The following is an 11,406-nucleotide window of genomic DNA, read 5'->3' on the forward strand; positions in this document are numbered from 1 at the left end:
CGATTGGGCGTTTTTTATAGCCCCCGATGCGGAGCCAGGGCGCGGGTGCGGTATAATAATTGCATGAACCGGCTTCTGCTCACGCCTTTTCTCGTCCTCTCGCTCGTCGCGACTTCTCTCTTCGTGCCTTTCTTTGCGTTCGCCCAGAGCATCTCTGATGCCGCGGATGCCCGCCAGAGCGACCTTCAGGCCCAGCTCGATCAGGCGAAAAAAGAGCTCGACGCCCTGAACGCGCAGAGCTCGCAGATCAAGAGCCAGAAAGCGTCCATCGAGCGCGACATATCGCTCCTCGACGTTCAGATAAAGGCTGCTGAAGCGCAGATAAAGGTGAAGAATCTCACCATCAGCCGCCTCGCGACGGATATCGGCGCCAAACAGACGACCATTAACGACCTCGAGGGAAAGCTCGAGCGCAGCGCCGAATCGCTCGGGAACCTCCTGCGCCAGACGAACGAGAACGATTCCGTCTCGATCCCGACGATCCTCCTCGGCCAAAAGAGCTTTTCGTCGTTCTTCCAGGAAGTAGACACGTTCCAGACGGTCAAAGAAGCCCTGAACGCCTCGATGGAAGACGTGAAGGCGTATAAAGGCCAGACCGAAGACGAGAAGGCGGACCTCGAAGACAAGAAGAACCAGGAGACGAACGCGCGCGAGGATATCCTGGCCCAGCAGCGCGTTATCGAGCGCGCCAAGTCGGATAAGAACCAGATCCTGACCACGACCAAGGGCCAGGAAGCGGCATATGCGAAGCTGATCGCCCAAAAGGAGCAGAAGATAGCGCAGATCTCGACGGCGCTCTTCGCGCTCCGCGATTCCGACGGCATCCAGTTCGGCAAAGCCCTCGAATACGCGACGATCGCGTCCCAGAAGACCGGCGTCCGTCCGGCATTCATCCTGGCTATCTTGACGCAGGAGACCGATTTGGGTAAAAACCTCGGCTCGTGCTACCTGCGCGATTACGATACGGGCGAAGGCGTGTCCGTGACCACGGGCGCGGCAAAGCCCCGCACCATGTCGCCGACGCGCGACGTCCAGCCGTTCCTCCGCATCACTCGCGAGCTCGGGCTCAATCCGCAATCCCAGCGCGTATCGTGCTGGATAGCGATGTATTCGAAAGGCCAGCCGACCGGATGGGGGGGTGCCATGGGTCCGGCGCAGTTCATCCCTTCGACCTGGGATCTCTTCGACGATCGCATCGAAAAGGCCCTCGGCGTCGGCATAGCCAACCCGTGGGATCCCGAGCATGCGATCCTCGCATCGTCGCTCTATCTTTCGGACCTGGGCGCGGGCCTTCAGACCTATACCGCCGAAAAAGACGCGGCGTGCAAATATTATTCGGGTAAAAAGTGCAGCGCCGGCACGGGCGCGTCGTATGGCGCATCCGTCATGGCTAAAGCCGAGAATATCCAGGAATGCATGATCGACCCGATATTGGGTAAGTCGAGCGGTTGTTAATAAAATCATATGAAAAAGACGCTTATCGTAGTCATCGTCATCGCTGTCGTCGTAGTTATCTGGCCAAAGCCGTTCACCTCGTCGCCAGGATTCGTATCGGCTGAAACGTATGCCCAATTCGAGGCAACCAAGCCGACCTGCTACGGCTACACCTATTTGACGAACAGGGAAGCGACGTTCGCGGATGCCCCGGGAAGGAGCCTTTGTTTCGGCATTCTGACAGGCTCCCAGAAATAGGCTAAAAGCGGCCCTCCTTGCGTTTATACGGCTTATGGGCTATAGTTTGCCTCTCTATGAAGAAAGAAATCCACGCGAAAAACTACCGCCCGGTCATATTCCTCGACAACTCGTCGAAGGCCCGCTTTTTGATCAATTCCGTCGTTTCCACGAAGGAAACCGACAAGTGGGAGGACGGCAAGGAATATCCTCTCTATCACGTTGAAATCTCTTCGGCGTCGCATCCGTTCTATACCGGTAACGAGACCGTCATAGACACCGCAGGTCGCGTCGAGAAGTTCAAGGCTCGCCAGGCGAAGACGAAGACCAAGAAGGCGTAACGGAAAAGGCGGGATCGAATCCCGCCTTTTGCCTGTATACTTATCCCAATGGACATAGCGAAGTATAAAAAGAACCATAAGACCTCGTACCTGGCGGACATGTACGAAAAGCTCGACAAGGACGAGACCGACCTGAAGGCGCTCATGGCGTCGGACGCGTCTATGGCTGATATGGGCAAAGCCGACCTCGAATCCATCGACGCGCAGAAGAAAGACATCGTGAGGCAGGTCGAAGCCATCGAGGCCGCTGAAAAGGAAGAAGAGCAGTTCCCGAACGAACTCATCATGGAGATCCGCGCAGGCGCCGGCGGCGACGAATCGGCGCTTTTCGCCGAAGAATTGGCGAATATGTATCGCGCGTATGCCGCAGAACAGGGCTGGCAGGTGACGATGCTCGACGAATCGCGCTCAGACGTCGGCGGGTACAAAGAAGTCTCCATGGAGATCCACGGCCAGGATATATATAAGAAGCTCCGCTATGAGACCGGCGTGCACCGCGTCCAACGCGTGCCGGAGACCGAAAAAATGGGCCGCGTCCATACGTCCACCGTCTCTATAGCCATTCTCCCGATCCGCAAGCACACGAGCGTGGACATCAATCCCGCCGACATCGAAATGGAATTCTCGCGCGCGGGCGGCAAAGGCGGCCAGAACGTCAACAAGGTCGAGACGGCCGTGCGCCTGTTCCACAAGCCTACCGGCCTCGCCGTGCGCGTGACCGCCGAGCGTAGCCAGTCCAAGAACCGCGAGCGCGCCATGGTCATGCTCACCGCCATGCTCCAGCAGAAAAAAGACGAGGACGAGGCGGCGAAATTCGCCGCGAACAAGAAGGGTCAGCTCGGCACCGGCAGCAGGTCCGAGAAGATCCGCACGTATAATTTCCCACAGGATCGCATCACCGATCACCGCATCAGGCAGAGCTGGCACAACATAGAAACTATTCTTTCGGGCGAGAAGCTCGGCGATATCATCGATACCCTGGCTAACTTCACGGGAGAAGTGGCGGAGGGCGGGGCGGACGACGAGGAATAGAGCCGTTCCTTGCCTTTTTAAGCCCTCTTTGATAAGCTTTCCAAACGTTTCAAAAACGCAGCAAACCTAATGCCAACCGCAAAAAACAAGGATTCGATGGTAGAAGCGATGTTCAAAGCAGGGGCCCATTTCGGCCTCGCTAAAGCTCGCCGCCATCCTACGACCAAGCCGTACGTATTCGGCGTCAAAAACAATATCGAGATCTTCGACCTCGAGAAGACGAACGAAGCCCTCGAGAAGGCCAAGTCTTTCGTAGCGTCTATCGCCGCTTCGGGCAAGCAGGCTCTCTTTGTCGGCGGCAAGAGCGAGGTCATTCCCGCGGTAAAGGCTGCTGCGGTCAAAGCCGGCCAGCCTATGGTCGCAGGCCGATGGATCGGCGGAACTCTCACGAACTCGACGCAGATCAAGAAGCGCATCGAGAAGTACGAGAATCGCCTCAAGGAAAAGGAGAAGGGCGAGCTCGCTAAATACACCAAGAAGGAGCGCCTCCTCATCGATCGCGAGATCGCAAAGCTCGAAACCCTCTTCGGGGGCATCGTCTCCATGAAGGACAAGCCCGGCGTTCTCATCGTCGTAGACCCGAAGAAGGAATATATCGCCGTAGACGAGGCCCGCCAGACCGGCGTCCCTGTCGTCGCTATCGCATCGTCCGATTGCGACTTCTCTCTCGTCGATTTCGCTATCCCTGCGAACGACTCTTCGGCTGCATCTGCAGCATTCTTCCTCGACGAATTGGCTCGCGCATACGCTGAAGCCAAGGTCATGAAGCCGGAGGCAAAGACAGCCTAACTCTCGGCTTCTGCCCGTGATATAATGTCAGTCCCTGCCAGCTTTAATTTTTTCTATTTATGGTAACCAACGACCAGATCAAGGAGCTCCGAGAGTCTACCGGCGTTTCCGTCATGCAGTGCAAGAAAGCCCTTGAAGAGGCCGGCGGCGACATGGCGAAGGCCATCGTCATATTGAAGAAAAAAGGCGCTGAAGCAGCCGCAAAGAAAGGCGACCGGACCCTCGGCGCTACCCAGATCGCCGCATACGTCCATTCGACCGGCGTCGTCGGCGTCTTGGTCGAGCTCGCATGCGAGACCGACTTCGTAGCTAAGAATCCGGAATTCAAGCAGATGGCATACGACATCGCCATGCACATCGCCGCTTCGAAGCCCGAATTCGTAAAGAAGGAGGACGTCAACGCTGAAGCCCGCGCTACCGCAGAATCCGTATTCGCCCAGGAAGTCGAAGGCAAGCCCGCAGAGATGAAGGCGAAGATCCTCGAAGGTAAGCTCGCGTCGTATTTCTCCGAGCGCGTCCTCTTGGACCAGCCGTTCATCAAGAACCCGGAGCTCACCATCGCGGGCCTCCTCTCTCAGGGCGTCCAGAAATTCGGCGAGAAGATCGAGATCGTCCGCTTCACCCGCTACGGCGCATAACAGGCAGCTTAAATCATCACTATGACCCTCGAGCTCACGCTCATGACGGTGGCAGCAGCAGGAATGATCGCCCTGCTCGTCCACAAGCGCTCCGAACTCGCTAAAGGCGCCGCATCCGCGCGCGTCGAGAACGTTCGCACCAAGGCCGATCCTTTCTTTCAGGATATCGCCCATAAGAGCATGCGCCTCGCATCGCAGCTCACGTTCAGGAACCTCGTCCTCGTCTTGAATCACGCATTCGTCGCCGTGGTCAAATTCTTTATGGATGTCTCGCACCGCGCGCACAAAGTATCGTCCAATATCGTCGAAAAGGCGTCCAAGAAGACCGAAGACCTCTCTCGAGGCGGCGCCGCATCCTTTTACCTGAAGCAGATCAAGGAAACTAAGGACGGAGTCCAGTCGGCTCCCGAGCCGACAACACGCATCGAAGGCTAGGCATTGCCACCTTAGCTCAGTTGGTAGAGCAACTGTTTTGTAAACAGTAGGTCCCCGGTTCAAGCCCGGGAGGTGGCTCAACCAGAATACTTTTGATAGAGTAACCAGCGTTCGATCCACATGCCCACGCGACATCATATCGTTATAAAAGACCCGAAGGAAGCCGAGCTTATCGCTGGTCTTCAGGGTAAGACGGACGTCAAATCCGAGCGTCTCAAGCGCCTTCTCGCACTGCCTGACCTCACCAAGAAGGCTAATTCGCCGGTAAAGATCCTCTTTGATCACATCCTCGCGCTTCCGGTCTTCAAAGACTTCGATATCGTAGAATTCCCGCGCATCGTCACGGTCGAGGAGAATTTCGACCTGCTCAATACGCCGAAGGACCACCCGAGCCGCCGCGAGAACGACACGTACTACGTGGATGATACCCACGTCCTCCGCACCCAGATGACCGTCATGTGGTCGTTCTATCTGCGCGACAAGGACGTCCTGGCCCGTCTCGAGAAGGACGGGGAAGTGATGGCTCTCTCGCCGGGCATCGTCTTCCGCAAGGACGAAATAGACAGGCGACATTATCCGGCGTTCCATCAAGTAGACGGCCTCTATATATGCAAGAAGTCCAAGAAGCAGATCACCCAGGGCGATCTCGAGGAGGTTCAGAAAGAGATGGCCAAGGGCATATTCGGCGACACTATCGAATATAAATTCCTCGTCGACGCCTTTCCGTTCACCGATCCGTCGGTCGAAATGGACATCATGTTCAATGGCGACTGGATGGAGGTGAACGGCGCCGGCCTCGTCCATCCGCAGGTGCTCCGTAATTTCGGCCTCGATCCCGAAGTCTATAACGGCTGGGCATTCGGATTCGGCGACAGGCTCGCCATGGTCAAGATGGCCATTCCGGACATCCGCATTCTCTGGTCCGAAGACCCTCGCATCACGAGCCAGTTCAAGAATCTCGACAGCAAATTCAAGGAAGTATCCAAGTATCCGCCGATCGTGCGCGATATATCCTTCATCGTAGACAAATCCACAGGCCTCAACAACTACTACGAGATTGCCCGTGACTGCGCTGGAAACCTCATCGAGGAGCTCGCCCTTGTCGACACTTTTGAGAACGCCAAGAAGTTTGGAGAAGGGAAGGTCAGCTATACGTTCCGCATCACATACCGCTCGCCGGAGCGCACCCTCACGAACGAGGAAGTGAATGCTATCCACGCCAAGATCCAGGAGAAGACAACGGCAGAGCTCGGTGCTCTGGTTCGCTAGTTTTTGGCCCTAAGATAGGCCTTAGAGATGACGGATAAGAGGGTGGCGAATACCCCTCAAATTTGCTATAATTCTAGGGTAAATAACCATTCCCGGCGGTCTCATTTTTTGTTTATGGCAGAGAAAAAAGCAGATAAAAAGTCTTCATACGGCGCTGAATCGATCCAGGTCCTCGAAGGCCTCGAGCCGGTGCGAAAGCGCCCCGGCATGTATATCGGCACGACCGGTCCTGACGGCTTCCACCATCTCATAACCGAGATCTTCGATAACTCGCGCGACGAAGCCATGGGCGGCCACGCGAACGATATCGAGATCGCGCTCCTTCCGGGCGAAATGGTCCGCGTTGCGGACAACGGCCGCGGCATCCCCGTAGACGTCCATGCCAAGACCAAGATCTCGGCCCTCGAGATGGTCATGACCGTCCTTCACGCCGGCGGCAAGTTCGGCGGCGAGGATTCGGGATATAAAGTCTCCGGAGGCCTCCACGGCGTGGGCGCATCCGTAGTCAACGCTCTGTCCATTTATTGCAAGGCCGAAGTCCATCGTGACGGCGGCAAATATGTCCAGGAATACTCCCAGGGCAAGCGCAAGGCGGCCGTAAAGAAAGTCGGCTCGTCCAAGCTCAACGGCACCATCACTACGTTCCAGCCCGATACCGAAATATTCGGCCCGCAGGTCTTCGATTTCAACCGCATCGTCACCCATATGCGCCAGCAGGCGTATCTTGTGCGCGGCCTCCGCATTTCCGTCATAGACGCGCGCGAATACAAGGGCTCGATAGACACCGACGACATATTCTATTTCCGCGAGTCCATGATCGAGGCTCCGTCCCAGACCTTCTATTTCGAAGGCGGTCTCGTATCTCTCGTCCGCTTCACCAATTCTCTCCAGAAGCCGATCCACAAGAACATCTTCTATGTGGAAAAGAAGGCCGAAGGCGTCGAATCGGTCGAAGTCGCCCTCCAGTACGTGGACGACATCTCGTCGCGCATCCTTCCGTTCGCGAACAATATCTATAACGGCGAGGGCGGCACGCATATCACCGGCTTTAAGACCGCGCTTACTCGAACGCTCAACAGCTATGCCAAGAAGAACGGCGGCAAGGAAGACGACTCTTTCACCGGCGACGATGTCCTTGAAGGCCTCACTGCCGTCGTATCCGTAAAGCTCCGCGAGATCCAGTTCGAAGGCCAGACCAAGGCCAAGCTCGGCTCCGTAGAGGCCCAGTCGGCCACTGCAGGCGTATTCGGCGAGGCGTTCCAGCTCTTCCTCGAAGAGAACCCTGACGACGCCAAAGCCATGATCGCCAAGGCGACCCTCGCCATGAAGGCCCGCAAGGCCGCAAAGGCCGCAAAGGATTCGATCCTCCGTAAGGGCGCCCTCGAAGGCATGACGCTCCCGGGCAAGCTTGCCGACTGCGAATCGAGCGACGCATCGGAATCCGAGGTCTTCATCGTAGAGGGCGACTCGGCAGGCGGCACCGCGAAGACCGGTCGCAATCGAAAGACGCAGGCCGTGCTCCCGCTCCGCGGAAAGATTCTTAATATCGAAAGGGCCCGCCTCGACCGCATGCTCGGCTCCGAGCAGATCAAGAACCTCGTCGTCGCCATGGGCACGGCGATAGGCGAGACGTTCGACATATCGAAGCTCCGCTATCACAAGGTCATCATCGCGACCGATGCCGACGTGGACGGCGCGCATATCAGGACGCTCATCCTCACGCTCTTGTACCGATACTTCAAGCCGCTTATAGACGGCGGATATATCTACATCGCCCAGCCGCCGCTCTATAAGGTGAAGCGCGGAAAGGAGCTCATGTATTTCTATTCCGAGGAAGAGAAGACTAAAATACTCGGCAAAGACGAGATCCCTCTCGAAAGCGACGAGAACGCAGAAGAGGCCGCTGAAGAAGCAGAAGAGGAAGAGGCGAAAGGGAAGGGCGCCAAAAAAGCCGCGAGGACTCACGTCCAGCGCTACAAGGGCCTCGGCGAGATGAACGCGGAAGAGCTCTGGGAGACCACTATGGACCCCGCGCGGCGCCTCTTGAAGCAAGTCACCATCGCCGACGCGCAGGAAGCAGACAAGGTATTCGATATGCTCATGGGTACCGACGTGCCGAGCCGCAAGACCTTCATCCAGTCCAACGCCCACAAGGCGACGATAGACGTATAATCAAGATCATACACACGAAAAAAGCCCTATTTAAGGGCTTTTTTCGTGTGTATTGACTTTATATATAAGAGGTGATATAATAGTAGGAGAATGCATGCATTATCCATAGAGGACAAAAACCGTCTCACGCAGACGTCCTCTCGATTCAAGATCATTGCCCCGCTCGAGGAGATCAAATCCGAGTGCGAGGGCAACGAAATCCTTACAGAGCTTTTTGAGAATATGATCGACTTCGCCCTGCGCTACGCCGAATCGGTATGCCGATGGCAGCGCATGGCGGTGGAGACCCCGGATGAATTCGATGCCATCGGCACCCGCCAGGCCATCGAGGACACCCGTCGCACGGTTCACAACGCTTTCATCGAGCATGTGAATATCCTCTCCCGGACGCTTGTCCGGCAGGGCAGGAAAGCCGAGTGGCGGGGCAGGGTCGGGCATGACCGCGCGGCCTTGGGCCGGTTCGCCATCGTTATCGCTTTCGAGTACATCAAGACAACCGAAGGAGGTAATGTATGACCGACCAGACCACGGAACGCAAAGTCAGGCTCCTTCGCTACGGCGAACTGGCCATGCGCAAAGCGCGCGACGAAGCCAGCCAGGAAGAGCTCGCAGAGATGGAAGAGATCCGCAAGGAGCTCGACCTGTCGGAAAGCGAGATCATCGCCAAAGTCGAGAGTATAGTCAAAAAGAACTACTAAGGAATTCGAACGGCGCCCGTCTGAAATATGACGGGCGCTTTTTTTATTTCTTCTCTGCCGCCTCCGCCGAAAGCATGGCGACGGCTTCTTCGGCTTTCATCTCGCCTACTTTGCCTTTATCGCGGGACTCGAGCGTGACGACGCCTTTTTCCATATCTTTGTCGCCGATGATGACGGTATAGGGGATCTTCATGTCTTTTGCCTCGCGGACCTTTTTGCCGAAGCCCGCGTCCGATGCGTCTATGTCGACGCGTATGCCCGCTCTTTTGAGCAATACGCCGACCTCCGCTGCGCGGGCATTATTCGATTCGCGGACGGGCACGATTTTGACCTGGGTCGGAGCGAGCCAGAGAGGGAAGTTGCCGCCCGTATGCTCGATCAGGATGCTCATGAATCGTTCGAGCGATCCCATGATGGCGGCGTGGATCATGACGATCCTTTCGCGCTCGCCCTTCTCGTTCACGCAGGACAGATCGAATCGCTCCGGCATATTCATGTCGAGTTGGATCGTGGCGACCTGCCAGCGGCGGCCGATGGCGTCATTGGCCATGAAGTCGATCTTGGGGCCATAGAACGCGGCTTCGCCGATGCCGTCGAGGGCCTTTACGCCCTTTTCGTCCACTATTTCGCGGAGCAATGCCTCTGCCGTCTCCCAGCGCTTCTTGTTGCCGAGGTATTTTTCAGGCTGCTTCGGATCATGGAACGAGAGGCGCGCTTCGAGCTTGAATCCGAATGTCGGATAGAATTCGTTGATGATGTCCCAGATCTTCAGGAACTCTGATTTGACGTCTGCCATGCGGCAGAAGACGTGCGCGTCGTCCTGGGCGAACGCGCGCGTGCGCGAAAGGCCGGACAGTTCGCCGGTCTGCTCGTCGCGATAGCAGGTAGTCGTATTGGCGTATCGCTGGGGCAGATCCTTGTAGCTCCAGAGCCTGCGGGCGTATATCTGCGTGTGATGAGGGCAGTTCATCGGCTTCATGGCGAATTCGTGGCCTTCGCGCGTCGTGATCTTGAACAGATCGTTCTGATACTTCTCCCAGTGGCCGGACGTGATATAGAGGTCCTTTTTGGTGATATGAGGGATCTCGACCTTCTCGTATCCGCGCATGGAGCGGAGCGACCATACGTATCCGTCGAGGAGATGGCGGAGCATGGTGCCGCGGGGCGTCCAGAGGGGAAGGCCCGCGCCGACGAGGTCAGAGAACGTGAAGAGATCCAGTTCAGGGCCGAGCTTCTTGTGGTCGCGCTTCTTGGCTTCTTCCTGCTGCGCTACGTATGCGTCGAGTTCGGCTTTCGAAGCGAAGGCGAGGCCGTATATGCGGGTCAGCATGGCGTTCTTCTCGTCGCCGCGCCAGTATGCACCCGCTATGCGCTCGATCTTGAACGCATCGTCATGCATGTCCTTCGGGTCAGCGTGTCCGCCGCGGCAGAGGTCAGTGAATTTGCCCGACGTATAGAGAGTGATCTTCTCGCCCTTGGCAGCGATGTCAGAGATGAGCTCGAGCTTGTACGGATTGTCTTTGAAGATCTCGCGAGCCTCGGCTTCGGAGACCTCCTTACCTTCGAATGACTTCCAGGAAGGAAGTATCTTGCGCATGCGCTTTTCTATATCCTTGAATTCCTTGTCCGAGGGCGCGCCGCTTTTGCCGTCCTTGCCTGCAGGGAATTCGAAATCGTAATAGAAGCCGTTCTCGATCGCGGGGCCGATGGTGTTCTTGACACCGGGGTAGAGCTCGCCCACGGCGGCGGCGAGGAGATGTGCGAACGAATGGCGGATGTTTTCTGCGGAAGACATGATGATAAGGTTATAAAAAAGGATTTTCGAACTAAAAACGGCCCTAGCGAACCGGAGCGGGATTCCGGTTCGCTAGGGCGCATGAGCGCGGTTCCACCTAGGCTTATATCTCTCGAATTGGCGCCAGATTAGGCCTTTCGGCGGTCCCTTGGTTTGGTGGGCCAAGCAATCTCTGACGGATCAATGGTACTACGATTCAGGGGAAAGTAAAAGAGCGATCGCCTGACGGCTGCGACCGCTCTTAAGGATGCATATTATGGGCAATATGCCCTGCGAGTTCCTTTCGGACCATGCGGATATCGCATGTGAAAGTAAAAAGCCCCACGAATCAGTGGGGCCCAAACCTGGTCATTCGCCCATCGGGCGGCGACTGGTTTCCAACAAGCTCTCGGCGCGCAGGCCGGACCTGCCAGGTTGGCGGGAGTGGTGCCGTCAGAGTGCCGGCGTTCCCTCGTACGATCTTTTCCGCTATCGGCGATGATGGTGCCGATCCGGTCAAACGATAGCACAAAGGCCCAGGGATGTGAACATCCCTGGGCCAAGAGCGATCCCCGGCAATCACGCCG

12 protein-coding genes and 1 tRNA gene are annotated in these 11,406 nt (G+C 56.7%); 12 read left to right on the forward strand and 1 reads right to left on the reverse strand.

Going from position 1 to position 11,406, the window contains the following annotated elements; all coding sequences use genetic code 11:
- Positions 1 to 63: 63 nt before the first annotated feature.
- The 12 genes from VHE10_03325 (at position 64) to VHE10_03380 (ending at position 9,045) form a co-directional block, all read left to right on the forward strand.
- Entirely contained in the window at positions 64 to 1,455 is a 1,392-nt protein-coding gene (locus VHE10_03325) for a lytic murein transglycosylase (GenBank protein HVU06789.1), read from the forward strand.
- A 9-nt stretch (positions 1,456 to 1,464) separates the two neighbouring features.
- Complete coding sequence (locus VHE10_03330) at positions 1,465 to 1,692, forward strand: hypothetical protein (protein ID HVU06790.1); 228 nt, start codon at positions 1,465 to 1,467, stop codon at positions 1,690 to 1,692.
- Between the two features lie 56 nt (positions 1,693 to 1,748).
- Positions 1,749 to 2,012: a type B 50S ribosomal protein L31 gene (locus VHE10_03335; protein ID HVU06791.1), complete on the forward strand. Its 264-nt coding sequence runs from the start codon at positions 1,749 to 1,751 to the stop codon at positions 2,010 to 2,012.
- A 48-nt stretch (positions 2,013 to 2,060) separates the two neighbouring features.
- Entirely contained in the window at positions 2,061 to 3,044 is a 984-nt protein-coding gene (locus VHE10_03340) for a PCRF domain-containing protein (GenBank protein ID HVU06792.1), read from the forward strand.
- Between the two features lie 69 nt (positions 3,045 to 3,113).
- Complete coding sequence (rpsB, locus tag VHE10_03345; protein HVU06793.1) at positions 3,114 to 3,833, forward strand: 30S ribosomal protein S2; 720 nt, start codon at positions 3,114 to 3,116, stop codon at positions 3,831 to 3,833.
- 59 nt (positions 3,834 to 3,892) lie between these two features.
- Positions 3,893 to 4,471, forward strand: coding sequence for an elongation factor Ts (gene tsf / locus VHE10_03350; protein ID HVU06794.1), 579 nt, complete (start codon positions 3,893 to 3,895; stop codon positions 4,469 to 4,471).
- Positions 4,472 to 4,492: 21 nt separating this feature from the next.
- Positions 4,493 to 4,906 carry a hypothetical protein gene (locus VHE10_03355; protein HVU06795.1) on the forward strand — a complete coding sequence of 138 codons (414 nt, stop codon included), beginning with the start codon at positions 4,493 to 4,495 and terminating at the stop codon, positions 4,904 to 4,906.
- Between the two features lie 5 nt (positions 4,907 to 4,911).
- Positions 4,912 to 4,984: transfer RNA gene (locus VHE10_03360), tRNA-Thr, on the forward strand.
- A gap of 42 nt (positions 4,985 to 5,026) precedes the next feature.
- Entirely contained in the window at positions 5,027 to 6,175 is a 1,149-nt protein-coding gene (locus VHE10_03365; GenBank protein ID HVU06796.1) for a hypothetical protein, read from the forward strand.
- A 114-nt stretch (positions 6,176 to 6,289) separates the two neighbouring features.
- Positions 6,290 to 8,347, forward strand: coding sequence for a DNA gyrase subunit B (locus tag VHE10_03370; GenBank protein HVU06797.1), 2,058 nt, complete (start codon positions 6,290 to 6,292; stop codon positions 8,345 to 8,347).
- Between the two features lie 90 nt (positions 8,348 to 8,437).
- Positions 8,438 to 8,863 carry a hypothetical protein gene (locus VHE10_03375; GenBank protein ID HVU06798.1) on the forward strand — a complete coding sequence of 142 codons (426 nt, stop codon included), beginning with the start codon at positions 8,438 to 8,440 and terminating at the stop codon, positions 8,861 to 8,863.
- A complete protein-coding gene (locus tag VHE10_03380) occupies positions 8,860 to 9,045 on the forward strand; it encodes a hypothetical protein (GenBank protein HVU06799.1) in 186 nt (61 codons plus the stop codon). The genes VHE10_03375 and VHE10_03380 overlap by 4 nt, the downstream gene beginning before the upstream one ends.
- A gap of 43 nt (positions 9,046 to 9,088) precedes the next feature.
- On the opposite strand, the gene thrS is transcribed toward VHE10_03380, so the two are convergent.
- Positions 9,089 to 10,840: a threonine--tRNA ligase gene (thrS, locus tag VHE10_03385; GenBank protein HVU06800.1), complete on the reverse strand. Its 1,752-nt coding sequence runs from the start codon at positions 10,838 to 10,840 to the stop codon at positions 9,089 to 9,091.
- Positions 10,841 to 11,406: the final 566 nt, after the last annotated feature.

The sequence above is a fragment of the Candidatus Paceibacterota bacterium genome (genome assembly GCA_035546035.1).
Taxonomy (GTDB): domain Bacteria; phylum Patescibacteriota; class Minisyncoccia; order Phycocordibacterales; family UBA6065; genus UBA6065.

What these genes read in the sequence shown, in the direction of transcription:
- VHE10_03325 (HVU06789.1), top strand. Translation starts at nt 64, where the DNA reads ATGAACCGGCTTCTGCTCACGCCTTTTCTCGTCCTCTCGCTCGTCGCG.
- VHE10_03330 (HVU06790.1), top strand. Translation starts at nt 1,465, where the DNA reads ATGAAAAAGACGCTTATCGTAGTCATCGTCATCGCTGTCGTCGTAGTT.
- VHE10_03335 (HVU06791.1), top strand. Translation starts at nt 1,749, where the DNA reads ATGAAGAAAGAAATCCACGCGAAAAACTACCGCCCGGTCATATTCCTC.
- VHE10_03340 (HVU06792.1), top strand. Translation starts at nt 2,061, where the DNA reads ATGGACATAGCGAAGTATAAAAAGAACCATAAGACCTCGTACCTGGCG.
- rpsB (HVU06793.1), top strand. Translation starts at nt 3,114, where the DNA reads ATGCCAACCGCAAAAAACAAGGATTCGATGGTAGAAGCGATGTTCAAA.
- tsf (HVU06794.1), top strand. Translation starts at nt 3,893, where the DNA reads ATGGTAACCAACGACCAGATCAAGGAGCTCCGAGAGTCTACCGGCGTT.
- VHE10_03355 (HVU06795.1), top strand. Translation starts at nt 4,493, where the DNA reads ATGACCCTCGAGCTCACGCTCATGACGGTGGCAGCAGCAGGAATGATC.
- VHE10_03365 (HVU06796.1), top strand. Translation starts at nt 5,027, where the DNA reads ATGCCCACGCGACATCATATCGTTATAAAAGACCCGAAGGAAGCCGAG.
- VHE10_03370 (HVU06797.1), top strand. Translation starts at nt 6,290, where the DNA reads ATGGCAGAGAAAAAAGCAGATAAAAAGTCTTCATACGGCGCTGAATCG.
- VHE10_03375 (HVU06798.1), top strand. Translation starts at nt 8,438, where the DNA reads ATGCATGCATTATCCATAGAGGACAAAAACCGTCTCACGCAGACGTCC.
- VHE10_03380 (HVU06799.1), top strand. Translation starts at nt 8,860, where the DNA reads ATGACCGACCAGACCACGGAACGCAAAGTCAGGCTCCTTCGCTACGGC.
- thrS (HVU06800.1), bottom strand. Translation starts at nt 10,840, where the DNA reads ATGTCTTCCGCAGAAAACATCCGCCATTCGTTCGCACATCTCCTCGCC.